This is a genomic window from Streptomyces sp. NPDC006463 (assembly GCF_042870715.1).
Lineage (GTDB): Bacteria > Actinomycetota > Actinomycetes > Streptomycetales > Streptomycetaceae > Streptomyces.
The window spans coordinates 169,530-195,638 of the sequence record NZ_JBIAHP010000007.1; the positions used below are offsets into that span (position 1 = coordinate 169,530).

Genomic DNA, 26,109 nt, shown 5'->3' on the forward strand with positions numbered 1-26,109 from the left:
GGCGGGCACGGTCATTTCTGCGACTGCCGGATCCGGTGCCAGCGGCGCAGCAGGCCGTCCGGCACCTCCTCCACCGTGACCGCGTACACGAGGTGGTCGCGCCATGCCCCGTCGATGTGCAGGTAGCGGGGCCGCAGTCCCTCCTCGCGCAGGCCCAGCTTCTCCACGACCCGCCGGCTCGGCTTGTTCTCCGGGCGGATGCACACCTCGATCCGGTGCAGTCCGACCTTCCCGAAGCAGTGGTCGATCGCGAGGGCGACCGCCGTCGGCATCACGCCGCGGCCCGCCACGTCGCGGTCCACCCAGTAGCCGATGTGGCCGGCGCACATCGAGCCCCAGGTGATCCCGGCGACCGTCAGCTGTCCGACGAGCCGGCCCTGGTACTCGATGACGAAGGGCAGCATCCGGCCCGCGTTCGCCTCCGCCCGCAGGTGGCGGACCATCTGGCGGTACGTCGGCCGCTGGATCACCGGACCCCACGGCGCGGGCGGCGGAATCGTCGCCTCCCACGGCCGCAGCCAGTCGCGATTGCGCCGGTTGGCCTCCCGCCAGGCCTTCTGGTCCCGCAGTTTTATCGGCCGGAGCGTGACGTCGCCGTCCGTCAGGACCGCCGGCCAGGAGGGGCCGTTCAGCTCGCGCTCCCGGGGGCGTCCGCCGGTCTGGGGTGGTCGCCGCCGCGGATCTGCTCCACGGCGTGCGGCAGGATTCGGGACAGGACGGCGAGGCCGTCGCGCACGCCGCCCGTCGAGCCCGGCAGGTTGACGATCAGCGTGCGTCCGGCCACGCCCGCCATTCCCCGGGACAGGGCCGCGGTCGGCACCTTCGCCAGCCCTTCGGCGCGGATGGCCTGCGGGATGCCCGGGATCTCGTAGTCCAGCACCTCCGCGGTGGCCTCCGGGGTCCGGTCGGTCGGCGAGATGCCGGTCCCGCCCGTGGTCAGGATGACGTCGTACCCGGCTGCCACGCCCTCGCGCAGCGCCTGCCCGACGGGATCCCCGTCGGGGACGACCCGGGGGCCGTCCACCGCGAAACCGAGCTTCTCCAGCGCCTGGGCCAGCAGCGGGCCGCCCTTGTCGGCGTACACGCCCTGCGAGGCCCGGTTCGAGGCCGTCACCACCAGGCCGCGCGGCGCGGGGGCCGCGGAGCGGGTGGGGGCCGCGGAGGGCTCGGCCGCCGGGGGGACGTGGCTGTGCACCTCGCCGCCGCGCGGGGCGTTCACGAGCGCGTCCAGTCGCCGGACTTGCCGCCGGTCTTCTCCTCCACCCGGACGTCCGTGATGACCGCGCCCTTGTCGACGGCCTTCACCATGTCGATCACGGTGAGCCCGGCGACGGCGACGGCGGTCAGGGCCTCCATCTCCACGCCCGTGCGGTCGGTCGTCTTCACCGTGGCGAGGATCTCGACGGCGTCGTCGGCGACCGACAGGTCGACCTTCACGCCCGACACCGCCAGCGGGTGGCAGAGCGGGATCAGGTCGGGGGTCTTCTTCGCGCCCATGATCCCGGCGATCCGCGCGGTGGCGAGGGCATCGCCCTTGGGGACGCCCTCGCCGCGCAGCAGCTCGATCACCCGGGGGGAGACGAGTACGCGGCCGCTGGCGCGGGCCGTCCGGGTGGTGACGTCCTTCTCCGAGACGTCGACCATCCGGGCCGCGCCGGCCTCGTCGATGTGGGTCAGCCTGCTCTGCGTACTCATACTCTGCGCGTCGCTTCCGTCCGGGCCCCCGAGGGGCCTGTGTGATGCAACACGCTACCCGCACCCGCCGGTCCTCAGCCGAGCAGGACCACTTCCAGCTCGCTCCCCGGCTCCACCGAGGTGACGTCCTCCGGTACGACCATCAGCGAGTCCGCGTGGGCCAGCGCGGCGATCAGGTGGGAGCCCGATCCGCCGACCGGGCTGACCGTGCCGCCCTGCGCGTCGTACTTGCCCCGCAGGAACTGGCGGCGTCCGGCCGGGGAGCCGAGCGCCTTGTCGGCCTTGAGCACCGCCCGTACGGTCGGCCGGCCCACCTCGGACTCCGGCAGGCCCATGAGGGCCCGGATCGCGGGCCGCACGAACAGCTCGAAGGAGACGTAGGAGGACACCGGGTTGCCGGGCAGCGCCAGCAGCGGGGTGTGGTCCGGGCCGATGGTGCCGAAGCCCTGCGGCTTGCCGGGCTGCATGGCGAGCTTGCGGAAGTCGATCCCGCCGCCGTCGATGTCCTCGGCGGCCGCGTCACCCGCGGACACCGCGGTCAGCGCCTCCTTGACCACGTCGTACGCGCCGACGCTGACGCCGCCGGTGGTGACCAGCAGGTCGGCCCGGATCAGCTGGTCCTCGATCGTGGCGCGCAGGGTGTCGGCGTCGTCCGCGACGGCCCCGACCCGGTAGGCGATGGCCCCGGCGTCCCGCGCGGCCGCGGCCAGCGCGAAGCTGTTGGAGTCGTAGATCGTCCCGGCGGCCAGCGCCTCGCCCGGCTGGACCAGCTCGCTGCCGGTGGACAGCACGACCACGCGCGGGCGCGGCCGCACCCGTACGGTGCCGCGTCCGATGGCGGCCAGCAGGGCGATCTGCGGCGGCCCGAGGACCGTGCCGGCCGCCAGGGCCAGGTCGCCGGCCTGTACGTCGCTGCCCCGCGAGCGGACGTGCGCCCGCGCCTCGGCCGCGCGGTGCACCCGCACCTCGCCGCCCGCGCCCTCGGGGGCGGCGCTGGCCGGGGTCATCCCGGAGGCCGCGCCCTCGCCCGTACCGCCGTCGGTCCATTCGACCGGTACGACGGCTTCGGCGCCGGGCGGCAGCGGGGCGCCGGTCATGATGCGGGCGGCCTCGCCGGGGCCCACGGTGGGCAGCTCGCCGCTGCCCGCCGCGACGTCCCCGATGACCGTCAGCACCGCGGGGAACTCCTCGCTCGCACCCTGGACGTCGGCCGTACGGACGGCGTAGCCGTCCATGGAGCTGTTGTCGAAGGGCGGGAGGGCGACGGGCACGGTGACGTCCTCGACCAGGACACAGCCCTGGGCGTCCAGCAGCTGGAGCTCGATGGGCTCCAGCGGCCGGACGGTGGCGAGGACGTCCGCGAGGTGCTCGTCCACGGACCACAGACGGTGGCCGGTGTCCTGCGGTGCGGAACTGGTCAAGGTGCTACATCTCCTCCGTGACGTAACGGTGAAGCCAGGTGCGGAACTCCGGGCCCAGGTCCTCACGCTCGCACGCGAGGCGGACGATGGCCCGCAGGTAGTCGCCGCGGTCACCGGTGTCGTAGCGGCGGCCCCGGAAGACCACGCCGTGCACCGGACCGCCGACGGTCTCGTCGGCGGCCAGCTTCTGCAGGGCGTCGGTGAGCTGGATCTCCCCACCGCGGCCCGGCTCGGTCTCCCGCAGTATGTCGAAGATCGCGGGGTTGAGGACGTAACGTCCGATGACCGCGTAGTTGCTGGGGGCGTCCTCGGGCTCCGGCTTCTCGACGAGGCCGGTGATCCGGACCACGTCTTCCTCGTCGGTGGCCTCGACGGCGGCGCAGCCGTAGAGGTGGACGCTGGCCGGGTCCACCTCCATGAGGGCGATGACGGTGCCGCCGGTACGGGCGTAGATGTCCGACATCTGACGCAGCAGCGGGTCGCGCGGGTCGATCAGGTCGTCGCCGAGCAGGACGGCGAAGGGCTCGCGGCCGACGTGCGGCTCGGCGCACAGGACGGCGTGGCCGAGGCCCCGCGGGTCGCCCTGGCGGACGTAGTGCATGGTCGCCAGGTCGCTGGATTCCTGGACCTTCTTCAGCCGGTCGTCGTCGCCCTTGGCGATGAGGGCCGACTCCAGCTCGTAGTTCCGGTCGAAGTGGTCTTCCAGCGCACGCTTGTTACGCCCAGTGATCATGAGTATGTCGTCGAGCCCGGCCGCCACGGCCTCCTCGACCACGTACTGGATGGCCGGCTTGTCCACTACGGGGAGCATTTCCTTCGGGGTCGCCTTGGTCGCCGGAAGGAAGCGAGTGCCGAGGCCCGCAGCCGGAATCACGGCCTTCTTGATCACGGGGTGCAACATAGTCATGCCCCGAACGATAGTGGGTCCCGCCGAACGCCAGCCCAGATCACAGTAGGTAGGTCCACTTATGTGCCGATTTCACGACGAGATTTGAATCCCCTGTGACAGAGAACCCGCGCCCCGTCTCCGCCAAGGCGCAGCTGCGCCGAGAACTCCTCGCCGCCCGCCGCGCCTTGTCCCCCGAGACCTGCCGTACGGCGGCCACCGCGCTCGCCGACACCGCACTGGAACTGCCCGAACTGGCCGACGCCCGCACGGTCGCGGCGTACGTCTCCGTCGGCACGGAGCCCGGCACCCGCACCCTGCTCGACGCCCTGCGCGCGGCCGGCAAGCGGGTGCTGCTCCCCCTGCTGCTGCCCGACAACGACCTCGACTGGGCGGCGTACGAGGGCCCGGGCAGCCTCGCCGAGGCCGCGCACCCGGGAAAGATGCGGCTGCTGGAGCCGACCGGACCGGCGCTCGGGCCGGACGCGGTGACGGCGGCCGACGCCGTACTGCTGCCCGGGCTCGCGGTGGACGCGCGCGGGATGCGCCTGGGCCGCGGCGGGGGCTCGTACGACCGGGTCCTGGAGCGGCTGGAGCGCGCCGGGGCGGATCCGGCGCTGGTCGTGCTCCTCTACGACGACGAGGTGGTCGCGCGGGTCCCGGAGGAACCGCACGACCACCCCGTTCAGGCGGTGGCCACCCCGTCGGGGGTGGTCCGTTTCACGGCTTCAGCGTGAGGGTGTCGACCGTGGCCTTGTCGACCGCGTCCTTGCCGAAGGGCCAGTCGAGCAGTTCGCCCTTGGCCCACATCGTCGTCTGGTCCGTGTAGTTGCCGTTGTACGCGTGGCCCGAGGCGCCCGTCAGGTTGATCCAGCGGGACTTGTCGAGGTCGTTGAGGTTGACGACCATCCGCATCGACGGCACCCAGGTGACCCCGTAGCCGCTGGAGGCGTTCCAGCCCGTCGCGTTGACGGTGGCCTCGCCACCGCCCAGGTTCCACGGGCCGCGGTTGAGGAGCCACTGCATGAAGCCGGGGCCCTCGGTGCCGATGGTCTGGTTCTTCAGCGTCAGCTGGTGCAGCCGGCCCCAGCTCCAGGTGGACTGGTCCTTGCCGAGCTTGGCGGTCAGCTCCCACCGGGCGTCGTGCATGGCCCGGGCGAACAGCTCGTCGCGGGTGGCGGTCGCCGGCTGGGTGAAGCCCTTCTTGGGCGAGGACCACCACTGCGACTTCTCGTCCTTGACCAGGCGGCGGACCACCTCGAACCAGCGGTCGCCGCCGTCCGGCTGCGCCGAGTCGGGACCGCGGGTGCCGCATTCGCGGACCACTTCGGCGAGCTCGTCGGCCGGCCCCCTGCTGTCGGCGCGGACGTTCATGCAGCTGCCCTCGATCCGCAGCTCCTTGGGCATCTTGTCGCCGAAGGCCAGCTTGAGGATGTTGCGCCAGACCGCGTTGAAGTAGGCGGCGGCCGCCGAGTCGTTCTCCTGGGTGTAGTTCCATCCGTCCAGGAGCTTCTGCGCGGAGCGCACGTCCGGGTCGGAGACCTCGATCTTGGCCAGCATCGGGGTGAGCAGCGCGGCGATCTCGCTGCTGTTGTCCATCTGCATGGCCCGCATGTCGTCGGTCGAGATCTTGCCGCTGTCCTTGATCTTCGCCTCGATGAGGTCGTTGATCCGCTGGCTGCGGGCGCCGTAGCCCCAGTCGGTGGTCAGCATGTAGGGGTACTTGCCCGCGCCGGTGCCGGACTCCACGACCGCCTGGTTGGCGGTGACGATGTAGCCGCGGGACGGGTTGTAGTCCCAGGGCATCTCGTTCTGCGGGATGTATCCGGCGTTGCCGTCCTTGCCGCCCTTCCAGGCGTACTTGGAGTCCCAGCCGGGGGCCGGCATGCGGCCGTCGCCCTGGCTCCGGACCGGGATCCGGCCGGGCGCCTGGTAGCCGATGTTGCCCTTGCCGTCGGCGTAGATCAGGTTCTGGGAGGGGACCTCGAAGTCCGCGGCGGCCTCCCGGAAGGACTTGAAGTCCTTGGCCTTGTCCAGCTTGAAGACCGCGTCCATCGACTTGCCCGGGTCCAGGGCGGTCCAGCGCAGGGCGACGGCGTAGCCGTTGCCGCGGTCGGGGGCCGAGCTGCCCACCGGGGCGCGGGCGCCGACCGTGGCGAGGTCGTCGCTGCGGTCGGAGACCAGCGGGCCGTTGTTCGTGGTGCGGACGGTCATCTTCTTGCTGGCGCCGCCCGCGACCTTGATGACCTCTTCGCGGGTCTCGAAGGGGACGACCCTGTTGTCGTAGACGTAGCCCTCGGGCTTCACCTGCTCCAGGTAGAGGTCGGTGACGTCCGCGCCGAGGTTGGTCATGCCCCAGGCGATGTCGGCGTTGTGGCCTATGACCACGCCGGGCATGCCCGAGAAGGTGTAGCCGGCCACGTCGTACTGGCACTGGGGCGAGGCCGTGCGGCAGTGCAGGCCCATCTGGTACCAGACCGAGGGCAGCTGCGGGGACAGGTGCGGGTCGTTCGCGAGCAGCGGCTTGCCGGTGGTCGTGTAGCGGCCGGAGATCACCCAGGAGTTCGATCCGATGCCGCTGCCGTTGGGGCCGAGGATCGCGGGGATCTCGTCCAGGGTCTTGGCGAGGGAGGTCAGCTGGGTGCGCAGGCCCACGGTCGCGCCCTGGGCGGTGGCGTTGTCGGCGAGGCCGGACGCGGTGCTGGTGGCGTTGCCGGTGCCGGTGCCCGTTCCCGTGGAGGCCTGGGAGCCCGTGGCGGAGGCGGAGCCGGCGCCCGTCGAACCGGAGCCGCCGGGGCCCTGGGGCGCGTACTTGCCGCCCTCGACCTTGCCGCCCTCGACGATCGGCTTGTTCCGGTCGAAGGGGTACGGCGGGTAGAGCTCGTCGATCTGCGCCTGCGAGAGCTTGCTCGACATCAGCGCGCGGTCGATCTCGTCCTGCATGTTGCCGCGCAGGTCCCACGCCATCGCCTTGAGCCAGGCCACCGAGTCCACCGGCGACCACTGCTCGGGCTGGTAGTCGTCGCTGAGCCTCAGAGCGGCGTGCTCCACGGAGAGGTCCTTGCCGGACTTCCCCTTCAGGTACGCGTTGACCCCGTCGGCGTACGCCTGGAGGTTCTTCTTCGTCTCTTCCGAGAGCTTCTTGTCGTACTCGGTCTGGGCGACCTGGCGCCAGCCCAGCGTGCGCAGGAAGGCGTCGGTCTCGACCTGGCCGGAACCGAACATCTCCGAGAGCCGCCCCGACGTCATGTGACGGCGTACGTCCATCTCCCAGAACCGGTCCTGCGCGTGCACGAAGCCCTGCGCGCGGAAGAGGTCGTCGTCGTTGTCGGCGTAGAGCTGGGGAATGCCGTGGGCGTCGCGTTTGACCTCGACGGTCCCGGTGAGGGCCGGCAGCTTGAGGGAGCCGGTGGTCTGGGGGAAGGAGGCGCGCACGCTGTCGACGCCCCAGTACGCCCCGTAGCCGAGGCCCGCGAAGAGAGCCAGGACCAGGACGAGCACGATCAGACGGGCGCGTCGTCCCTTCTTCTTGACGGGAGGAGCGGTTTCGTTGGCGGGCATCGCTGTCCTTAGAGGGGCAGGGTGGTCCTGGGAGTGCTGGGAGCAACCATAGGCGCAGGACCGTACTCGTTGATCCGCCGGGTGGAGAGCCGCATTCGGCGGGACGTGGACCGGCATCCGAGGACAGGGCCGAACACACGTTTCACAATGTGGTTATCACGTAAAAACTCCGTCAAAGTTTAGGTAAGGTAACGAAGTACTTGCCGAAATATGCCACCGGCGGAACGATCCGCCGGCGGGCTTTGAGGAAAGGGCCGCCCGCTGACTGTCCACACGCTCAATGAGCTTCTGCTGGTCTCCTCGCTCGTGCTGCTCATCGCCGTCGCGGCGGTACGCATCTCTTCACGCAGCGGCCTCCCCAGCCTGCTCATCTACCTCGGCATAGGCATCGCGATAGGTCAGGACGGCATCGGCCACGTCGTATTCGACAACGCCGCGCTGACCCAGGTCATCGGCTATGCCGCACTCGTCGTGATCCTCGCCGAGGGTGGTCTGGGCACCAAGTGGAAAGAGATCAAACCGGCCCTGCCGGCCGCGATCGTGCTGTCGCTGGTGGGCGTCGCGGTCAGCGTGGGCGTCACGGCCGCGGGGGCGCACTACCTCGTCGGACTGGAATGGCGCCAGGCACTGCTGATCGGCGCGGTCGTCTCGTCGACCGACGCGGCTGCCGTCTTCTCCGTCCTGCGCAAGGTCCCCCTCCCCTCCCGGATCACGGGCGTCCTGGAGGCGGAGTCGGGCTTCAACGACGCACCCGTCGTCATCCTCGTCGTGACCTTCTCCACCACCGTCGGACCGGTGGACGACTGGTACGTCCTCCTCGGCAAGATCGCCCTTGAGCTGGCGATCGGCGTCGCGATCGGCCTGACCGTGGGCTTCCTCGGCGCTTACGGCCTGCGGCACGTGGCGCTGCCCGCCTCCGGCCTCTACCCCATCGCCGTGATGGCGATCGCCGTGGCCGCGTACGCGGCCGGCGCGCTGGCGCACGGCTCCGGCTTCCTCGCCGTGTACCTGGCGGCGATGGTGCTCGGCAACGCGAAGCTCCCGCACTGGCCTGCCACCCGGGGGTTCGCGGACGGCCTCGGCTGGATCGCACAGATCGGCATGTTCGTCCTGCTCGGCCTGCTGGTCACGCCGCACGAGCTGGTCAACGACTTCTGGCCCGCCGTGGTCATCGGGCTGGTGCTGACGATGCTGGCGCGGCCGCTGGAGGTCTTCGTCAGCCTGCTGCCCTTCCGGATTCCGTGGCGGGAGCAGGTCCTGATGTCGTGGGCGGGCCTGCGCGGCGCCGTGCCCATCATCCTGGCGACGATCCCGATGGTGTCCGGCATCGAGGGCAGCGACCGCGTCTTCAACATCGTCTTCGTGCTCGTCGTCGTCTACACCCTGATACAGGGGCCGACGCTGCCCTGGCTGGCGCGCAAGCTCAGGCTCGGGGAGTCGGAGGAGACCGCCTCCGACCTCGGCATCGAGTCGGCTCCGCTGGAGAAGCTGCGCGGACACCTCCTCTCCTTCGCGATCCCGCCTGCCTCGCGCATGCACGGCGTCGAGGTCAGCGAGCTGCGGCTGCCGCCCGGGGCTTCGGTCACGCTGGTGGTCCGGGACGCGAAGAGCTTCGTACCGATGCCGTCGACCGTGCTGCGGCGCGGGGACGAGCTGCTGGTGGTGGCCACGGATCCGGTGCGGGACGCGGCCGAGGCGCGACTGCGGGCGGTGGCCCGGGGCGGAAAGCTGGCCGGGTGGCTGGGGACGGGCGGGGACGGGCCTCCGCGATCCCGGAGCTGACACCCGGAATCAGTCATTCCGATGCAGGAACAGTTTAGAGCGGCGCTCTAATTCGGCCATTTTCGGTGGACTCTGAACTGTTTTGCCCCTGTTTACAGGGGCCTTGAATGGCGAAGCTCCCGTTAATCGCAGGTGAAGACACACCTTGTCACCGTAATCACAGGGCGTGGTAGTGCATCCCCCTGTACGATGAAGGCACAACAGATCGAACCAACTCTGCCTGACGCAGAGCTGGCGCGACCGCAAAGCGGCCGTGGCTCCCTCCCGCAGTGGGCGCCCAGGTATCACTCGGTTCTGCGCAAGAGGACAGCTCTCGGGGCTCCCACATGTACGGGTGCGGCCGCTCACAAGGCGAAGCACCGTCCGCAGACGGGGACGCTCTACCAGGCAGCGGAAAGGCAAGGCCGTGACATCCGCGGTCACGACCGACACGTCCGCCCGCCCCGGCTACGGGCAACTGCTGCGCACACCCGGCGCCCTCGGCTTCGTACTCCCCGGCTTCGCCGCCCGGCTCCCCTTCGGCATGCTGACCATCGGCATGCTGCTGCTCATCCAGCACACCACCGGTTCCTACGGCAGCGCCGGCATCGTCGCGGCCGTCACCGGCATCTCGATGGCGCTGTCCGCCCCGCTGATGGGCATCTTCACCGACCGCTTCGGCCAGAGCGCCGTCCTGATCCCCGTCGTGCTCGCGCACGCCGCCTCCGTCAGCGGCCTGGCGGCGCTCGCCCTGCTGGGTGCCCCGGTCTGGGCGCTGGCGCTCGCCGCCGTACCCGCCGGCGCCTCGGTGCCGCAGGTCGGGCCGATGGTCCGGGCGCGCTGGGCCGTCAAGCTGGAGGGCTCGCCCCTGCTGCCGACGGCCGCCGCCTTCGAGTCCGTCACCGACGAGTTCACCTTCGTCGTCGGCCCGGTCCTGGCGACCGCGCTGTGCACCGGTGTCCACCCGGCCGCCGGCCTGGTCACCGAGGCCACGCTGACGCTCTTCGGCGGTCTGCTCTTCGCGGCCCGGCGGGCCACCCAGCCCAAGCCGCACGCCCCGTCGGTCACCGGTGAGAAGCGCGCCTTCGCGCTGTCCTTCCCGGGCCTGCGCGTCCTGATCTTCGCCTTCCTCGGGATCGGCGCCGTCTTCGGCGGCATGCAGGTCTCCCTGGCCGCCTTCTCCAACGAGATCGGCAACCCCGGCGCCAACGGCCTGCTCTACGGCGTCTTCGCAGCCGGCAACATGATCGCCGGCATCGCGATGGGTGCCGTCGCCTGGAAGATCGGCCCGCGTCGGCGCCTGATCCTCGGCTACATCGGCCTCACCGCCGCCGCGTCCGTGCTGTGGGCCGCCCACTCGATGATCCTGCTGGGCGCGCTCGGCCTGGTCGTCGGCCTGTTCATCGCCCCCGCCCTGATCACCGGCTACACGATGGTCGAGCAGCTGGTCCCGGCCAACGCCCGGACCGAGGCGTTCACCTGGCTGACCGGTTCCATCGCCTTCGGGCAGGCCATAGCGGTCACCCTGGCCGGCCGTCTGACGGACGCGCACGGGTCCTCGTACGGCTTCCTGGTGCCCATGGGTGCCACGGCGCTCGCGCTGGCCACCCTGCTGGCGCTGCGCGCGAAGCTGGCGCCGAAGGCTCCGAGCCGGCTCGTGAACGCGTCCGCGCCGGCCGCCGCCCCTGCCGAGGCCGCCACCGCGGCTGAGGCCGCGACCTCAGCTGAGGCGCCGGGCGCCGCCCCGCGTACCGCGCGGATCGCTTCGCCGACCGCCCGGAACCGCGTGAACGAGCGTGGGATGGGTCACCGCGTGCCGGTGACGGTGGACTGATCGACCGGAATACGTCACCATGGAGCGTCGTTAGCACTCATTGAGTCAGAGTGCCAGGAGGATATTCGTGCCGACCTACCAGTACCAGTGCACCGAGTGCGGTGAGGGCCTTGAGGCCGTGCAGAAGTTCACCGATGACGCGCTGACCGTGTGCCCGAGCTGTGACGGACGCCTGAAGAAGGTGTTCTCCGCGGTCGGCATCGTCTTCAAGGGCTCCGGTTTCTACCGGAACGACAGCCGTGGCGCCTCGTCGAGCAGCACGCCCGCCTCGAAGCCGGCCTCGTCGTCCACGACGACGGCTGCCGCCGCCCCCGCCGCCGCGTCCTCTTCGACGTCGTCGAGCACGGGCAGCAGCTCGACCTCGGCCGCCTGACCGTTTCTCCCCTGGGCCCCGCCCGCCTTGACCGGCAGCGGGGCCTTCGGCATGCCCGGTTAGGGTGGGCCGCATGGTGAACGCAGAGATCGGTGTCATTGGCGGTTCGGGCTTCTACTCCTTCCTGGAGGACGTGTCCGAGATCCAGGTGGAGACCCCGTACGGGCCCCCGAGCGATTCCCTGTACGTGGGTGAGCTGGCCGGCCGCCAGGTGGCCTTCCTGCCCCGGCACGGGCGCAGCCACACCGTCCCGCCGCACAAGATCAACTACCGGGCCAACCTGTGGGCCCTGCGTTCGGTCGGCGTCCGCCAGGTACTCGGCCCGTGCGCGGTCGGCGGCCTTCGGGCCGAGTACGGTCCGGGCACGCTGCTCGTGCCCGACCAGCTGGTCGACCGTACGAAGTCCCGGGCGCAGACCTTCTTCGACGGGGAACCGCTGCCCGACGGCAGCGTCCCGAATGTCGTGCACACCACCTTCGCGGACCCGTACTGCCCGGTGGGGCGCGAGGTGGCGCTGGCGGCGGCCCGGGAGCGGAACTGGGAGCCGGTGGACGGCGGCACCATGGTCGTCATCGAGGGGCCGCGCTTCTCCACGCGCGCCGAGTCGCGGTGGCACGCGGCGGCGGGCTGGTCGGTGGTCGGCATGACGGGGCACCCGGAGGCGGTCCTCGCGCGCGAGCTGGGGCTCTGCTACACCTCGATGGCGCTGGTCACGGACCTGGACGCGGGCGCGGAGACCGGCGAGGGCGTGTCGCACACGGAGGTCCTGAAGGTCTTCGGCGAGAACGTCGGCCGGCTGCGCGAGGTGCTCTTCGACGCGGTGGCCGCCCTGCCGGCGACGGAATCCCGCGACTGCCTCTGCACGCACGCCCACGACGGCTGGGACCTGGGCATCGAGCTGCCGTAGCCGGAAGCTTTTGTCAGTACCTCCGCCTAAGGACTGTCCCGTAATCCCCGGCGGGCGCACGACGCCGGCTACGGCACCTCGCCGCGTTGTCGGAACGCCCGAATACGCCCAGTATGGGGGCGCCCCTCCGCCTTGCGATGCACCGCATCCGACGCCGTGCGCTGACCCACCGGGGATTACGGGACAGCCCTTAGCCTCCACGCATGGGAAATTCAGGGGGGACGGCCGTGGCCCGCGCCACGGTGGAGGAGCTGCGGGAGTTCGCGGCCGAGGCCGGGTTCGGTGCGGCCTGGGGCGGTGAGGAAGCCGCGGAACTGGGCGGAGGCTGGGCGGCGTTGCACTTCGCCGACCAGCCGGCCGGCGGGGCCGCGGCACTGTCTCGACGGACCGGGGCGCCGGTGATCACGGTGGCCTACCTCGACAGCGACGTCGGCTTCGTCGAGGCCGCGACGTTCGCCGGCGGTCACTGGAAGGCCCTGCTGAACCGGGACACGGCGCAGGACTACGGGATACCGCTCGACCGGTTCCCCGTCCAGCAGGCCCTGGAGGGCGCGCTCGACTGGGCGGCGGCCGCCGGGCTGAGCGCCGATCCGGCGGCAGTCCGGACCGCCCTCACCGGCTCCGAGGCCTTCGCGGAGGAGCTCACCGACCGGCTGCTCACGGCCCTCGGCCTGGACCTCGTGTGAACGGATCCCGCGACCTCGCGTGACAGGATCTCGCACTTCCCGCATGATCCGGGGGAAGCGGCGGCCGCGACAATGGCGGCGTGAACACCGAGAACCGGATCATCGTCGCCCTCGACTTCGACGACCGCCGTGCGGCGGAGGCGCTCGTCGCGCGGCTCGGCGACACCTGCGGCCACTACAAGGTCGGCCTGGAGCTGCTCACCAGCGCGGGCCCCGGGCTCGTCCGGGACCTCGCCGCCCGGGGGTACGAGGTCTTCCTCGACCTGAAGCTCTTCGAGATACCGCACTCCGTGGCCGGCGCGGTCCGTGCGGCGGGCGCGCTGGGCGCGTCGATGGTGACCGTGCACGCCATGGGCGGTACGGGCATCCTTACGGCGGCGGTCGAAGCGGCGCGGGAGTTCCCAGGGCTGAAGGTGCTCGCACTGACCGTGGTCACGAGCATGACCGCGAGCGACCTCGCCGACGTCGGCATCGTCGCCGCGAGTACCGACGAACAAGCGCTGCGCCTGGCCCGGCTCGCGGTGGCCGCCGGCTGCGACGGACTCGTCGCCTCACCCCGGGAGGCCGCGGCCTTGCGTGCCGCCCTGGGACCGGAGCCGCTGATCGTCACCCCGGGGGTGACGCCGGCGGGCGGGGCGGGGGGCGGGCACGCGCGGGCCGGAACCCCGGGAGCGGCCTTCGGGGCGGGGGCCTCGCACATCGTGGTCGGGCGGTCGGTGACGCGGGCGGCGGACCCGGTGGCGGCGCTGGAGGGGATCAGGGCGGGCGTCTGACCCTTGCGGGTGACGCCGTTGTCCACAACCTGGGGATCATCCACAGGGCGGAGCGGGATCCTGCGGGAGGCCGGATCGTGAGGTGTGTCCGGGCGCAAGGTCCGGGCACAGCGACTCACTCCGTCTGGTGGTGGCCCTCATGTCCCGTACGCCCACGCCCTCTTCGGCTTCTTCTTCGGGGTGCTCTTCGAGTTCCTCTTCGTCGTCCTTTCCCGTCTTCCCTTCCGCGTGCTCGTCCGCGTGTCCACCCGCGCGGCCGGTCCCGCCGTTTCCCCCGCTGCGGGTCGGACGGGGCGGGGACCGGCTGCGCAGGGCCCTGCGGCGTCGGCGCCGGGCCGTCTCCGCCGGGCTGGCGGTCGCGGCGGCGGCACTGGCCGTGGGCGGGACGGAGGCTCAGGCCTCGCGTGGCGCCGCGCCCGCGGCGGTGCGGGTCTCCCAGGGGCCGGCGCAGCAGCCCGCGGCGGTTCGGATGGTGTCGGCCCCGGTGCGCATCTCGGACGCTGCGACGGTGCGGTTGCTACGGCCCGGGGACCGCGTCGACGTGGTCGCGGCGGAGCGCGCCGGACCGCCCAGGGTGGTGGCCGAGGGGGCCCGGGTCGCCGAAGTTCCCGATCCCGACCAGGGTGTTGGCGACGGTGGGGCGCTCGTGGTGCTGTCCGTGCCCCGCGATACCGCACGCGCGCTCGTGGGGGTGGGCACGTCGGCCCGGCTGGCGGTGACATTGTGTTGATTCGCACGCACGGGCAGTCAAGTCGCCTCAAGATGGGGGCCGATTGGACACGCCGCGCCCGGACTGCCGTAGTTTTCGGAACCGTTGGCTCCGTGTTCGGCACATGCGAAGAAAGGCTCAGTGGTGAGCGAGAAGAAGAAGGAGAGCGTCCTGGCGGGCTTCAAAGCCTTCCTGATGCGCGGCAACGTGATCGACCTGGCGGTGGCCGTGGTCATCGGCGCCGCGTTCACGAACATCGTGAACTCGGTGGTCAAGGGGATCATCAGCCCGGTGGTGGGCGCGATCGGCACGCAGAGCCTGGACGGCTACACGACGTGCATCAAGAGCCCTTGCGCCATCGGCGCGGACGGCCGGCCGACGGGGGTCGAGATCCTCTGGGGCTCCGTGCTGAACGCCACGCTGACCTTCGTGATCACCGCCGCGGTCGTCTACTTCCTGATGGTGCTGCCGATGGCGAAGTACCTCGCCAAGCAGGAGGCCCGCCGCAAGGCCCGGGAGGGTGTCCAGGAGACCATGGAGATCACCGAGCTGGAGGTCCTCAAGGAGATCCGGGACGCGCTCGTCGCGCAGCGCACCAACGGTGGCGGGGCCCGTCCCTCGGGCTCGCGCGACGTGTTCTAGCCGCTCCGGCCGCCTCGGCCGGTCAGATGTGGTGCGGGGGCTTCTCGTCGAGGAAGCGGGCCAGGTCGGCCGCGCTTCCGCCGGCGGGCGGCCGCTCGCCCCAGCCCCGGTCGGTGTCGTCCGACGACTGCTGGTCCAGCGGGTCGTCGAAGACCAGCCTGGGCTTCGGCCGGGGCTTGTCGGCCCCGGGCCCGGGGTCGGAGGGCTGCGGGTCGGAGGCGGGGGCGGTGCTCATGCCTCCAGGGTACGGCCGCGCCCACGCGCGTTCCGGCCTCCGGCCCCGCTCGGCTGGGGATCACGACGGCGAAGGACAGGATCAGGAATCCCGCCCCCCACCAGGCCGTGCCGGTGTTGCCCTTCATCCACTCGTTGACGGTCAAGGTCAGCGCCCGAAGCTGCCCGATGACGACGGTGAGGGCCAGGGCCAGACGGGCGCCCAGCTTCGAGGACCACTCCGGCTCCTGTTCCGTGCCGGCTCCCGGGCCGGGGCCCGTGTGCCGGATCCGCGGGTCGCCGAAGCCGCTCGTGGAGCGGATCTGCGGATACCGCTCATGCACCGGGCCGGTTCAGCCGGGACTGGGCGCTCCCGGGGTGGTAGTCGGGGCGCGGTGGCAGTCGTGCGTCGCTCACGTCCGCCCCCTCTCGTTCGTCGTGGCGTGATTCGCTCCCGGGCAGCCCAGCTGGCCGGCCAGCTCGGGGTGGGAATCGCCGAACTGGCGCCGAGGAACTTCTGGAGGCCGAGGTAGGTGGCGATCATCCTCGGCAGCGCGGTGGGTGCCTTCTTGAAGTTGTCGGCCGAGAAGAGGCTGCCGACGCCTCGTACGAAGAGGCGGCGGGCGCCGGGCGCAGAGACCCGGACCGTGTACCGGTAGGCCACACCGAAGGCCAGGAAGCGGTTGCGACGGCGTACGGCAGCAGGGCCGGGTCGAAGTCGCGCAGCAGCCGGCTGCCCAGCACGATCGCCGCGGTGAGCAGGAGCGATACGACGGTGCCGGCCAGGGTGGCCCGGGCGGTGACGGACCGGCGCCCCACGGGGGCGGTTCCCGGCGGTGCCGGGGCCCCCGGGGGGCGGAGGTGGGACGTCAAGGGCTTCTGAGGGCTCGGGCACATCACCACGCTAGGCGGCATGTTCCGACCCAGCCCGTTATGCCGCATCGGCGAGTGCGCCGAACGGGGCCAGACGGCCGCGATTGACCCTCGACCTGGTACAGGGCTCAGAGTTCGGGGTGTGGAGAGCGAGATGCGCAGTATCGGAGAGATGGCTCGGGACAGCGGACTGGGCGTGAGTGCCCTGCGGTTCTACGACGGCGCCGGCGTGCTGGTCCCGGCCTGGGTGGATCCGGTGAGCGGCTATCGCTGGTACGCCCCCGAGCAGCTCGGTGAGTCCCGGCTGCTGGCGCGGCTGCGCCGGGCGGGCATGCCGTTGGCGGACATCCGGCTCGTACTCGCCGGCTGGTCCCGTGCGGACACCGATCTGGTGCGGAACCTGCTCCAGGGGCACCTGCGCCGTCTGGAACTGGGGTTGTCCGACGCCCGCGTCGAGTTCTCCACGATCCGGGCACTACTCGAACACAGGGAGAATCCCATGACGTCGCTCCGCACCGCCTCCGTCCGGTCGGTCGTCTGCGCACCCGCGCTGGCCGCCGCGCTGGACGCGGTCCGTTTCGCCGCCAGTACCGACCCGGAGCTGCCGATGCTCGGCGGCGTCCTGTTCGACATCGAGGGCGACGCACTCGATGTCGTGGCCACCGACCGCTACCGGATGGCTGTCGCCCGGGCCGGTATCGACGGGCACGGCGGCCCCCGCGTGCAGGTCATCGTGCCGTCCCCGCTCGCCGACGCGATGCGGGCGCTGCTGACCGACGACGCGTCCGTCCAGCTCACCGTTGACGGCGACCGCGTGGTCCTGGAGACCGGGAACCGCCAGGCAGCCGGCCAGTGCCTCGATCACGACTTCCCCGACTACCGTCGCCTCGTCCGCCTGCCCGCCGACCGGCGCCGTGCCCTCGTCGATGTCCAGGCGTTCCGGGAGGCCCTGGCAACCGGTCCCGTCCGCGCGAGCGAGGTGCGCGAGCAGGACGGTCCGTCGTGCGACCTCAGCGTCCTCAAGGTGACGGCCGAGGGCGGCGTCACCGTCTGCGAGGACGATGACGACGACCGGGACGACGTCGCCGTGAACCGGGACTTCCTGCTGGATGCCCTCGCCGCCGGAGCCGCGGACCAGCTGATCCTGGAGTTCGGCGCCCCCGACGCCCCCCTGGTGATCCGCCGCACCGACACCGAGGACACGTTTTCGCTCCTGATGCCCGTCCGCCCGGCCCACTAGCGGGCCCTCTCCCGCACGTCGCCCGTCAGCGCGTCCGGCCCGGCGAAGGGCGCGTCCTCTGGTGTGCTGGCCTGCATGGCCTACATCCCGATGACCGCCCGCAGCCGCGACGAGGACCACCGCACCTCCACCCCGCTCGAGCTGTTCTTCGACCTCTGCTTCGTCGTCGCGATCGCGCAGGCCGGAGCCCGGCTGGTGCACGCGCTGGCGGAGGGCCATCCCGGCACCGGGGTGATCGGCTACCTCTTCGTCTTCTTCGGCGTGTGGTGGGCGTGGATGAACTTCACCTGGTTCGCCTCCGCCTACGACGTCGACGACGTGCCGTACCGGATCGCGACCCTCGTGCAGATCGCCGGCGTGCTCGTCTACGCGGCCGGGGTGAGCCAGGCCTTCGACGAGAACGACTGGACGGTCGCCGTCATCGGCTACGTCATCATGCGCCTCGCCCTGACGGCGCAGTGGCTGCGGGCCGCCGCCGGGGAGAGCGGCGAGGCACGGTCGGCGGCGCTGAAGTACGCGGCCGGGCTGATGATCTGCCAGGCCGGCTGGGTGGCGCTGCTGTTCGCCCCGGACGACGCCAAGCGCTGGCTGTTCCTGGTCCTGGTCGCCGCCGAGCTGCTCGTCCCGGTGATCGCCGAGCGCGGGCACCAGACGCCCTGGCACGCGCACCACATCGTGGAGCGGTACGGCCTGTTCACCATCATCGTGCTGGGCGAGACGATCGCCGCGAGCACGGTGGCGGTGCAGTCGGCGATCAACGAGCACGAGGAGCTGGGGCACCTGCTACCCATCGCCGCCGGCGGACTGCTGATCGTCTTCGCCGCGTGGTGGATCTACTTCGCGGTGCCGATGCACGAGCACTTGACCTCCAACCGCGAGGCCATCCCGTGGGGTTACGGCCACCTGCTGATCTTCGCCTCGGGCGCGGCGATCGGTGCGGGCATCGAGGTCGCGGTCGAGCACACGGTCGGCAAGGCCCACATCTCCCAGCTGTCGGCCAACGCCTCCGTCACCGTCCCGGCCGCGCTCTTCCTGTTCATGGTCTGGCTCCTGCACTCCCGCCACTTCAAGCGGGGACCCGCCCAGCAGCTCACCATCCCGCTCTCCGCCGCCGCGATCCTCGCCTGCACCTGGACGGGCTCGTACGCGGTCCTCTACGCGGGCCTGATCGCGACGGTCACGGTGGCGATCGGCGTGGCCCTGGCCGCAAGGTCCGACTCGGCTTGACGCACGGGGCTCCGGGCCGGCGCCCAGGCAACGGCGCCTCGCCGAACCGTCACTCCGGGACCTCCCCCGCCGTTCTCCAGCGCAGAACGACGCGCAGCAACTGGAGGCAGGCCATGACACTCCCCGCACCACGCCAAGGCACCGGCCCCGGCCCCGGAGGGGAGCTGGCCGAGCCGGGCTTCTGGCAACAACCCCCCTCGCACCGCCTGGCGGTCTTCGCCCGCCTGCGCGCCCTCGACTCCCCCGTCTTCGTACCCGAGGGGAGCGGCCACTGGGCTCTGGTCCGCCACGCCCAGGTGCAGGAGGCGAGCCGTCTGCCCAAGGTCTTCGCCAGTGCCCCCGGCGTCACCACCCCCGAACCCGCCCGCTGGGTCCGCGCCCTGTTCGGGGACTCGATGGTCAACCTGGACGGCCCCGACCACGCCCAGCTGCGCAAGATCGTGCAGCGGGCCTTCACACCCCGCCTGCTGGCGGCCGCCGAGGAGGACATCCACGCGGTGGCGGCCCGTATCGTGGACGACGTACTCGCGGACGAGCCCGACGAGTTCGTCTCGGCGGTGGCCTCCCGGCTGCCCCTGGAGGTCATCTGCAACATGATGGGCATCCCGGAGCACTTCCGGGCGGAGATCGCCGACCGCGTCAACCACGCCTCCGAGAACATCGGCGTGGAGCGCGGGCTGGCCTCCCGGCTGCGGATGCCCGGGCGCGGCCTGCGGGCGCTCGCCAGGATGCAGCGGATGGTGGCCGGCATCGGACGGGAGCGGCGCAAGAACCCCACGGACGACCTGATCTCGGCTCTGGTGTGCGCGAACGTCGACGGCCAGGCCCTCGGTGCCCGCCAGCTCGGCGCCTTCTTCTCGCTCCTGATGGTGGCCGGGGTGGAGACGACCCGCAACGCGATCACGCACGGGCTGACCCTGCTGACCGACAACCCGGACCAACGGGACCTGCTGCTCTCGGACTTCGAGAAGTACGCGGACGGCGCGGTGGACGAGATGATCCGCCACTCGACGCCGATCATCCAGTTCCGCCGGACGGTGGCCGCCGAGCACACCCTGGGCGGGCACCTGTTCCGGCCCGGCGACAAGGTCGTCCTGTACTACGCCTCCGCCAACCGCGACGAGGCGGTCTTCCCGGACCCCGACGCCTTCGACATCACCCGCTCGCCCAACCCGCACCTGGGCTTCGGCGGCGGCGGTCCGCACTTCTGCCTGGGCGCGCACCTGGCCAGGGTGGAGATGAAGGCCCTCTTCCGCGAGCTGCTGACCCGCCCGGTGGGGCTGCGCGCGGCGGGACTGCCGGATCTGGCCGGGTCGAACTTCGACAACCGGGTCCGCTCGCTCAAGTTCGCCTTCGAGCGGCCCTGAACAGAAGCCGGGCACGGAATCCCGGACGCGGGAACCCGTGCCCGGGCACACGGAACCGGCCACCGGGCAGGCTGGGAGCCCGGCGGCCGGAGCGGGGGCGGTGCAGGCCCGGTACGCGGCTGCTACTGCAGGCTCTGCACCGTGATGACGCAGTGGGCGCTGCTGGTCAGCACTTCCTCGTCACCCGCGAACGCCTGGAGGACCTCGGCGGACACCGGCCGCCCCGGGACCGCCTCGGCCCAGGGCCGCGTGGCGAAGAGGAAGTACGCCTGACCGCTCTCGCGTGCAGCGGCGACCCACTCGTCCGGGGCGGTGCAGGTCGCGTTCAGCCCGGGCAGGGTCAGCGCGATCTGGTTGCCCGCGAGCAGGATCTGCACCGCGAAGGTGCGCGGGCTGCGGGTGCCGTCCATGACCACGTCGCCGATGGGCAGGCCGATCTCCTCCAGCAGCCCGCGGGCGGCCTCCTCGCTGGCCTTCTCGCCCTTCGGACCGTCGCCGAGGGTGTAGGCGAGGAGGTACGGGATGTCGTGGCCTTCGGAGGGGTCGCCGATCCACGCGAGCACCGAAAGGGTGCCGAGAACGGACCGGTCGATTTCGGCTTGAGTAGAAGTCATGCGCCGCACCCTAGCCGTCTGATGCCCGGCCCCTTCACGGCCTTTCACCCGGGCGGGCTAGACGGCCCAGAATCCCGATCCGGAATTCGCCTGCGTGTTCGTGTCCTGGTACTGGAGGCGCACGATGCGCGCGTTTTCCGGGATTTCGAACACCACCCATCCCTCGGCCCGCTCACCGACCGCGAGGGAATCGAAGACGAGTGGTTTGCCGGTCGTCAGTTCACCGGTGGGCACCACCGGGTGGCGCTGCCCCGCGCTGTCGTGCGCCCACATGCGTCCGAGCGCCCCGTACGAGGCCCCGCCCACGTTGACGAACGACATCGAGGCGGCCACCCAGCGCTTGCCGGCCGGCGGGGCGAAGTTCTTCTCCACGCTGACCGCGGGGTCCACGTACGCGCCCAGCACGGCCTGCAGGTGCCGGCCGATCTGGTCACCGTGCACCTGTACGGCTTCACCCACATGGGCATCCTTCGCCTTGGTCCGGGCGGGAGCCTCCTGCGCACCGGGCGCCCCGTCGTCCATCGCACCGCCGTCCACGGGGACGGCTGGCGCCGCGGCGGGCGCGAGCGCGGCCCCCTCGGGTGCGCTCTGGCAGGCCGTGGCGCCCAGCAGGAGGAGCGGGAGGAGAGCGGCGGCGAGGACGGGACGGCGGAGCGCGGAACGGACCGGGAGGCGGGCGGGAAAACGGGCGGGAACGGCGGACTGGCGCATGCGAGATCCCTTCGGGGGATGTATTTCGGTCAGTCTCACGCGCCCGAGCGGGCAATTGCACACACCGACACGAGTGTGGGAGGAGAGTTGCCGCCCATATGCCAGCACAATGCATTCCGGCGGATTACCGCCCCCGCTTCCACCAGGAGGAACAATGCGCACCATCGGCCGCCGGCTGGCCCTGACCGCCTTCTCCGCACTGACCGCCGCCACGGTATTCACCGGCTCGGCCCAGGCCACCGTTTACGACCAGGGAATTTCCGTACGGCCATATGGTCACATTTCCAAGGACGGCACGGTCACCCTTTACGGCACCTACCACTGCACCGCCCCGTCCCCCATGGGGACGAAGCTGCAGATCTCGGCCGCCGTCGTCCAGGACGGCACCCGGCTCGCCTTCGGCGGCGGGGAAGCGGACTGCGACGGGCAGGAGCACCAGTGGCAGGCCTCCGGCACGCTCCGGTTCACCCCGGACGTCCACCCCGGCCCGGCTCGCGCCGAGGCCCAGCTCAACGAGATCCACTTCTCGGGCCTGATGCCGCGCTCCGTCGACACGGTCGCGGAGGACCGCCAGGAGATCAAGCTGACCACCCACCGCTAGGACCACCGGGGCCGCAGGGGCCGCAGCGGCCGACGGGACGCCAGTGCCGGTAGCCGCCGCTACCGGCACTCGGGCGCGACGCCCGTCATCGACATGAACGCCACCGACTGGCAGCCGGGGTCCGTGTGCGGTCGCCCCGTCGTCCGGTCCACGACCGTCGTCACTCCGGCGGCCAGCAGCAGCACGGCCAGGATGCCCGTCACGGCGCCCTTGCTCAGCCTGCGCACAGCACGTTCCGTTCCATGGTCCGCATCATCACCCCGCCCCCGGCAGGCCACAACTCGGCGTGACGACGCGCTCACCCCGCGCTCCGGGGGGTACCCGCGGCGTCGAACTCGCACCACACCGCCTTGCCGTCGCCCCGGGGCTCCACACCCCAGTGCGTGGCCAGCGCGTCCACCAGCAGCAGCCCGCGCCCCGTAGTGGCGGCCTCGCCCGGGGTGCGCCGGCGCGGCCACACGCTGGACCGGTCCTTGACCCACAGCCGGATCCGCCGGACCGGCTCGGGCAGCACCTCCATGGTCAGCACCGCCCCGCCGTCGGTGTGCAGCAGGGCGTTGACCAGCAGCTCCCCGGCCGCCAGCTCCACGTCGTCGGCGAGGTCCGGCATGCCCCAGTCGCGCAGGGCCTGGCGCAGCGCGTAGCGGGCCTCCGAGAGCCCTTCCGGGTCGGCCTGGTGGACGTACTGGTGGATGCGCGGGGCCCGGTGGGTCCCCGGGTCGGGGGCCCGGCGCAACACCAGCAGGGCCACGTCGTCGCCGGAGCCCCAGCGCTCCCAGAGCCTGTCCAGGAGGTGGTCGGCGAGCGCCCCGGCCTCCTGCGGGCCGCTGCGCACCACGTGGGCCAGGGCCTCCATGCCCCGGCTGATGACCGTACCCGGCTCTTCCACCAGGCCGTCCGTGCACAGCACCAGCGTCTCCCCGGGCACCAGGTCGAGGCGGGTCTCGGGGAACTCCTCCTGCTCGAAGACCGAGGCCAGCCCGAGCGGCAGGCCGCCGCGCACGTTGGGCCAGCCCGTACGGCCGTCGGTGTGCCGGATCAGCGGGCCGAGGTGGCCCGCGCGGACGGCCCGTACGCCGCCGCTCTCCAGGTCCACCTGGGCGTACATGCAGGTCGCGAAGCGCTCGGTGTCCAGCTCGGCGAGGAAGCGCGAGGCCCGCGCCAGCACCGTGGACGGGGGATGGCCCTCCCCCGCGTACGCCCGCAGCGCGATCCGCAGCTGGCCCATGATGGCCGCCGCGTGCGTGTCATGGCCCTGTACGTCGCCCACGACGATGCCGACCCGGTCCCGGGGCAGCGCGATCACGTCGTACCAGTCCCCGCCGACCTCCCGCCCGCTCCAGGCGGAGTGGTAGCGGACCGCGATCTCCCCGCCCGTGATCTCGGGGATCCGGCGCGGCAGCATGGCCGCCTGCAGGCCGGTCGCGAACTCCCGCTCCTGGTCGAAGAGGAGCGCCCGCTGGAGCGACTGGGCCACGATGCCCGCCAGACCCAGGCAGAGGTTCTTCTCCTCCGGGCTGAACTCGATGCGCCGGCGGTAGAAGAGGACCAGCCCGCCGATGGCCTTGGCCTGGGCGATCAGCGGCAGATAGGCGGCCGCGTCGTACTGGATCCGGTCCAGATAGTCCCTGAGCAGCGGGAACTCCTCGCCGAGCGCCGAGAGCGAGGTGACGAAGCGCGCCTGCCGGGTGATCACCGCGTGCGACAGCGGCAGTGTTCCGTCGAGCCGGGTGAGGTTGCGCTCGCTGAGGATCTCCAGCGTCTCCCCGCTCATCGCGATCATCTTGATCGTGCCGCCCTCGACCAGTCCCAGGGCCAGCCCGTCCGCGCCGAGCCGCTCCAGCGCGCCCGCTCCGGTCAGCGCGGCCGTGACGTCGTCGACGGTCACCGCCCGTGAGAGGGCCTCCGTGGTCCGCTGGACGATCGTCGCCTGCTGGGCCCGGGCCGACTCCAGTTTGCGCAGAAGCGTGGCCTGCGCCAGCTCAGCCGTCGCGTCCCGGACGATGCCCACGATCCGCCGCGGCCGCCCGTCCTCGTCCCGGATCACCCGGCCCTGTGTGTGCGTCCACTGGTCGCGGCCGTCGCGCCGCTGCACCGTGAAGTAGGCCCCGTACGTCTCCCCGCCGCTCTCCAGGACCGCCGCGACGCCGTCGCGCAGCCGGACGCCGTCCTTCGGCGGGATCCGCCGCCCGAGCCCTTCCGGGGTGCCGTCGTACTCCTGCGGATCCACGTCGAAGACGACCGTCCCGGCCTCGTCCAGGGCGAGCGTGCCCGCGTCCAGGTCCCACTCGAAACTGCCCATGCCGTTGAGCGCGAGCCGTTCCCCGGGCCCGGTCACGGGGGACTGCCGCCGGCCCTGCTCGGGGCTTTCGCGCTCCGTCGCTGCCAAGAGACTCACACCACCTAACGGCCGGGCCAGTACGGCTGGGAGATCAGCCGCTCCCACTCCTCGTCAGGATGCCCGGGAAGGGTGCGTCCGGCTTCCCTCCAGCGCTTGACGAGGGAGAGGTAGATCGGCGGCGAGGCGGTATGGGGGGCCGTCGCGTACGGGGCACGGTCGTACCCGGCGGGCCTGGCCGCGGCCGGCCTGGCCGCGGCGGGCTGTTCCACACGGCTGGCGGGAATGCGTACCCAGCCGCGGCCCTGTGCTCGCTCCGCGCTCATCGCGGACCCCTCTCACCGCGTCTCACCGCGGATCTCACCGCGGATACGTCTTCGGATGCCCGGCCGCGGCCCCCGGGGGTCCTCCCGGACCTGGTCCGCGGGAGTACTGGACTTCACCGGTGGAACCCGACAGCGGGTCCCGGGCACCGAGGCGCTTTCGGACTCCTCTCACCAGTCTCCCCGCCGTGAAGCCCGCACCGTGCACGAATCGCATGGAAGGGCCGAATGAGGGAGCCGTCAGCAGCCCCGCGAAGAACAGTCCCGGCCACGAGGACTCGAAGCCGGGGCTCAGTTCCGGCGTCCCGCTCTCCCCCACGGTCTCCAGCGCGGCCCGCAGCCCCGCGTCGAGCAGCTCCAGCCGGCCCAGGTCCGGGGTGAAGCCGGTGGCCGCGATGACGTGCGCGGTGTCCAGGACCACGGACTCCCCCGCCCTGGTGGTCAGCCCGAGCCGGGTCCGCTCGCCCACCGCCACGGCCCGGTGCAGGTGGTGCCCGAGCAGTACGGGGACGCTCCGCTCGAAGCGGTCCCGCAGCCACCAGGCGCCGGCCGGGCCCAGCGCCGTCGCCGCGATCCGCTCCCGGGTGGCCGCGGGCAGCTGCCGGACCGCCCAGGGCAGCTCCGACCACACCCAGCTGCGCCAGCCGGTGCCGAGGCCGCTGTGCGGATCGCGCAGGGCGCGCAGCCGGGGCCTGGCCAGGGGCTGCGGCACGGTGTTCCAGTTCAGCCGGGAGCGCCGGGCGACCAGGCACGGCCGGGCGCCCTGCTCGGCCAGCAGGGCGGCGGTCTCCAGGGCCGCCTGCCCGGCGCCGAGCACGGCGACCTCGCGGCCCGCGAAGCGGGTCAGGTCCCGGTGGCCGCTGCTGTGCGAGTAGTGGCCCGGCGGCAGGTCCCGGAGCGGCGGGGGAAGGTGGACGAACGGCATCACCCCGACCGCGAGGGCGACCGTGCGGGTGAGCAGCGGCGGTCCCTCGGCGATGCGGACGCGGAAACCGTCGCCCTGCGGGGTCACCTCCGTGACGGTCACCTCCTCCACCTCGGGCGCGGCATGGCGGGCGAACCACATCCCGTACGCGCTGAACGTGCCGATGGGCAGCGGAGTGCCGTGTTCCGCGGCCAGTCCGCGCGTGGCGCAGTAGTCGGCCAGCGTGTACCGCCCGTCCGGCGCGGACAGGTTGGAGGACCAGGGCTCCGACTTCAGGTACATGCCCTCGGGCATGTGGTCGCGCCAGGACGCCATGGGCCGCCCCAGCAGCCGTACGGACAGCCCCGCACCCGCCGCGTGCGCGGCGATCGACAGCCCGTACGGGCCCGCGCCGACCACCACGAGATCGTCCATCCGCATCACGGCCGT

26 protein-coding genes and 2 pseudogenes are annotated in these 26,109 nt (G+C 71.9%); 13 read left to right on the forward strand and 15 right to left on the reverse strand.

All coding sequences use genetic code 11. From position 1 onward, the window contains the following. Nucleotides 1-11: 11 nt before the first annotated feature. From ACFYOB_RS15085 to galU, 5 genes are all read right to left on the reverse strand, one after another. The gene (locus ACFYOB_RS15085; protein WP_388560233.1) at nucleotides 12-632 is read right to left on the reverse strand and encodes a GNAT family N-acetyltransferase; all 621 of its coding nucleotides are present in this window, start codon (nucleotides 630-632) and stop codon (nucleotides 12-14) included. Further along, nucleotides 629-1,195 carry a molybdenum cofactor biosynthesis protein B gene (locus ACFYOB_RS15090; protein ID WP_388560235.1) on the reverse strand — a complete coding sequence of 189 codons (567 nt, stop codon included), beginning with the start codon at nucleotides 1,193-1,195 and terminating at the stop codon, nucleotides 629-631. The genes ACFYOB_RS15085 and ACFYOB_RS15090 overlap by 4 nt, the downstream gene beginning before the upstream one ends. Nucleotides 1,196-1,215: 20 nt before the next feature. After that, entirely contained in the window at nucleotides 1,216-1,695 is a 480-nt protein-coding gene (moaC, locus tag ACFYOB_RS15095; RefSeq protein WP_328926112.1) for a cyclic pyranopterin monophosphate synthase MoaC, read from the reverse strand. 74 nt (nucleotides 1,696-1,769) lie between these two features. Further along, the gene (gene glp, locus ACFYOB_RS15100; protein ID WP_388559888.1) at nucleotides 1,770-3,116 is read right to left on the reverse strand and encodes a gephyrin-like molybdotransferase Glp; all 1,347 of its coding nucleotides are present in this window, start codon (nucleotides 3,114-3,116) and stop codon (nucleotides 1,770-1,772) included. 4 nt (nucleotides 3,117-3,120) lie between these two features. Continuing rightward, complete coding sequence (galU, locus tag ACFYOB_RS15105) at nucleotides 3,121-4,023, reverse strand: UTP--glucose-1-phosphate uridylyltransferase GalU (protein ID WP_376678232.1); 903 nt, start codon at nucleotides 4,021-4,023, stop codon at nucleotides 3,121-3,123. A 95-nt stretch (nucleotides 4,024-4,118) separates the two neighbouring features. Between galU and ACFYOB_RS15110 the strand changes: the two genes are divergently transcribed. Continuing rightward, entirely contained in the window at nucleotides 4,119-4,739 is a 621-nt protein-coding gene (locus ACFYOB_RS15110; RefSeq protein WP_388559892.1) for a 5-formyltetrahydrofolate cyclo-ligase, read from the forward strand. Here the strand turns inward: ACFYOB_RS15110 and ACFYOB_RS15115 are convergent. Further along, nucleotides 4,723-7,563: a penicillin acylase family protein gene (locus tag ACFYOB_RS15115; RefSeq protein WP_388559895.1), complete on the reverse strand. Its 2,841-nt coding sequence runs from the start codon at nucleotides 7,561-7,563 to the stop codon at nucleotides 4,723-4,725. The two genes, ACFYOB_RS15110 and ACFYOB_RS15115, sit on opposite strands and share 17 nt — an antisense overlap. A gap of 306 nt (nucleotides 7,564-7,869) precedes the next feature. Between ACFYOB_RS15115 and ACFYOB_RS15120 the strand changes: the two genes are divergently transcribed. The 8 genes from ACFYOB_RS15120 to ACFYOB_RS15155 all read left to right on the forward strand — a co-directional run bounded on the left by ACFYOB_RS15120 (nucleotide 7,870) and on the right by ACFYOB_RS15155 (nucleotide 15,248). Further along, the gene (locus tag ACFYOB_RS15120) at nucleotides 7,870-9,345 is read left to right on the forward strand and encodes a potassium/proton antiporter (RefSeq protein WP_388559897.1); all 1,476 of its coding nucleotides are present in this window, start codon (nucleotides 7,870-7,872) and stop codon (nucleotides 9,343-9,345) included. Between the two features lie 406 nt (nucleotides 9,346-9,751). After that, nucleotides 9,752-11,158: an MFS transporter gene (locus ACFYOB_RS15125; protein WP_388559899.1), complete on the forward strand. Its 1,407-nt coding sequence runs from the start codon at nucleotides 9,752-9,754 to the stop codon at nucleotides 11,156-11,158. Between the two features lie 67 nt (nucleotides 11,159-11,225). Further along, nucleotides 11,226-11,531: an FmdB family zinc ribbon protein gene (locus tag ACFYOB_RS15130; RefSeq protein ID WP_328926118.1), complete on the forward strand. Its 306-nt coding sequence runs from the start codon at nucleotides 11,226-11,228 to the stop codon at nucleotides 11,529-11,531. 73 nt (nucleotides 11,532-11,604) lie between these two features. Then, on the forward strand, nucleotides 11,605-12,438 hold the full coding sequence (locus ACFYOB_RS15135) for an S-methyl-5'-thioadenosine phosphorylase (protein ID WP_388559901.1): 834 nt from the start codon (nucleotides 11,605-11,607) through the stop codon (nucleotides 12,436-12,438). A 203-nt stretch (nucleotides 12,439-12,641) separates the two neighbouring features. Further along, the gene (locus ACFYOB_RS15140) at nucleotides 12,642-13,124 is read left to right on the forward strand and encodes a hypothetical protein (RefSeq protein WP_388559903.1); all 483 of its coding nucleotides are present in this window, start codon (nucleotides 12,642-12,644) and stop codon (nucleotides 13,122-13,124) included. 80 nt (nucleotides 13,125-13,204) lie between these two features. Beyond that, nucleotides 13,205-13,897, forward strand: a complete 693-nt coding sequence (gene pyrF, locus ACFYOB_RS15145; protein WP_388559905.1) for an orotidine-5'-phosphate decarboxylase — start codon at nucleotides 13,205-13,207, stop codon at nucleotides 13,895-13,897. Between the two features lie 139 nt (nucleotides 13,898-14,036). Continuing rightward, a complete protein-coding gene (locus tag ACFYOB_RS15150) occupies nucleotides 14,037-14,627 on the forward strand; it encodes a hypothetical protein (protein ID WP_388559907.1) in 591 nt (196 codons plus the stop codon). Between the two features lie 120 nt (nucleotides 14,628-14,747). Beyond that, entirely contained in the window at nucleotides 14,748-15,248 is a 501-nt protein-coding gene (locus tag ACFYOB_RS15155) for an MscL family protein (protein ID WP_388559909.1), read from the forward strand. 22 nt (nucleotides 15,249-15,270) lie between these two features. Here the strand turns inward: ACFYOB_RS15155 and ACFYOB_RS15160 are convergent, their stop codons facing one another. The 3 genes and pseudogenes from ACFYOB_RS15160 to ACFYOB_RS15170 form a co-directional block, all read right to left on the reverse strand. Continuing rightward, nucleotides 15,271-15,483, reverse strand: coding sequence for a hypothetical protein (locus ACFYOB_RS15160; RefSeq protein WP_388559911.1), 213 nt, complete (start codon nucleotides 15,481-15,483; stop codon nucleotides 15,271-15,273). Between the two features lie 58 nt (nucleotides 15,484-15,541). Beyond that, nucleotides 15,542-15,878 (reverse strand): annotated as a pseudogene (locus ACFYOB_RS15165) (hypothetical protein); the annotation flags it as partial. Nucleotides 15,879-15,906: 28 nt separating this feature from the next. Beyond that, nucleotides 15,907-16,358 (reverse strand): annotated as a pseudogene (locus ACFYOB_RS15170) (MFS transporter); the annotation flags it as partial. Nucleotides 16,359-16,488: 130 nt separating this feature from the next. Here ACFYOB_RS15170 and ACFYOB_RS15175 point away from each other — a divergent pair. From ACFYOB_RS15175 to ACFYOB_RS15185, 3 genes are all read left to right on the forward strand, one after another. Further along, on the forward strand, nucleotides 16,489-17,574 hold the full coding sequence (locus ACFYOB_RS15175; protein ID WP_388559913.1) for a MerR family transcriptional regulator: 1,086 nt from the start codon (nucleotides 16,489-16,491) through the stop codon (nucleotides 17,572-17,574). Nucleotides 17,575-17,649: 75 nt separating this feature from the next. After that, entirely contained in the window at nucleotides 17,650-18,801 is a 1,152-nt protein-coding gene (locus ACFYOB_RS15180) for a low temperature requirement protein A (RefSeq protein WP_388559914.1), read from the forward strand. 113 nt (nucleotides 18,802-18,914) lie between these two features. Beyond that, nucleotides 18,915-20,168, forward strand: a complete 1,254-nt coding sequence (locus ACFYOB_RS15185; RefSeq protein ID WP_388559916.1) for a cytochrome P450 — start codon at nucleotides 18,915-18,917, stop codon at nucleotides 20,166-20,168. Between the two features lie 122 nt (nucleotides 20,169-20,290). On the opposite strand, the gene ACFYOB_RS15190 is transcribed toward ACFYOB_RS15185, so the two are convergent. Beyond that, nucleotides 20,291-20,782 carry a DUF5949 family protein gene (locus tag ACFYOB_RS15190; protein ID WP_388559918.1) on the reverse strand — a complete coding sequence of 164 codons (492 nt, stop codon included), beginning with the start codon at nucleotides 20,780-20,782 and terminating at the stop codon, nucleotides 20,291-20,293. A 57-nt stretch (nucleotides 20,783-20,839) separates the two neighbouring features. Continuing rightward, a complete protein-coding gene (locus ACFYOB_RS15195) occupies nucleotides 20,840-21,493 on the reverse strand; it encodes a hypothetical protein (RefSeq protein ID WP_388559920.1) in 654 nt (217 codons plus the stop codon). A 154-nt stretch (nucleotides 21,494-21,647) separates the two neighbouring features. Between ACFYOB_RS15195 and ACFYOB_RS15200 the strand changes: the two genes are divergently transcribed. Then, the gene (locus ACFYOB_RS15200) at nucleotides 21,648-22,094 is read left to right on the forward strand and encodes a DUF6299 family protein (RefSeq protein ID WP_388559922.1); all 447 of its coding nucleotides are present in this window, start codon (nucleotides 21,648-21,650) and stop codon (nucleotides 22,092-22,094) included. 59 nt (nucleotides 22,095-22,153) lie between these two features. Here the strand turns inward: ACFYOB_RS15200 and ACFYOB_RS15205 are convergent, their stop codons facing one another. From ACFYOB_RS15205 to ACFYOB_RS15220, 4 genes are all read right to left on the reverse strand, one after another. Further along, complete coding sequence (locus ACFYOB_RS15205) at nucleotides 22,154-22,321, reverse strand: hypothetical protein (RefSeq protein WP_388559924.1); 168 nt, start codon at nucleotides 22,319-22,321, stop codon at nucleotides 22,154-22,156. A gap of 71 nt (nucleotides 22,322-22,392) precedes the next feature. Beyond that, nucleotides 22,393-24,483, reverse strand: a complete 2,091-nt coding sequence (locus tag ACFYOB_RS15210) for a SpoIIE family protein phosphatase (protein ID WP_388560237.1) — start codon at nucleotides 24,481-24,483, stop codon at nucleotides 22,393-22,395. A 14-nt stretch (nucleotides 24,484-24,497) separates the two neighbouring features. Continuing rightward, complete coding sequence (locus ACFYOB_RS15215) at nucleotides 24,498-24,758, reverse strand: hypothetical protein (RefSeq protein WP_388559926.1); 261 nt, start codon at nucleotides 24,756-24,758, stop codon at nucleotides 24,498-24,500. 34 nt (nucleotides 24,759-24,792) lie between these two features. Next, nucleotides 24,793-26,094 (reverse strand): NAD(P)-binding domain-containing protein, encoded by a 1,302-nt coding sequence (locus ACFYOB_RS15220; RefSeq protein ID WP_388560239.1) that lies wholly within the window; start codon nucleotides 26,092-26,094, stop codon nucleotides 24,793-24,795. Between the last annotated feature and the right edge of the window lie 15 nt (nucleotides 26,095-26,109).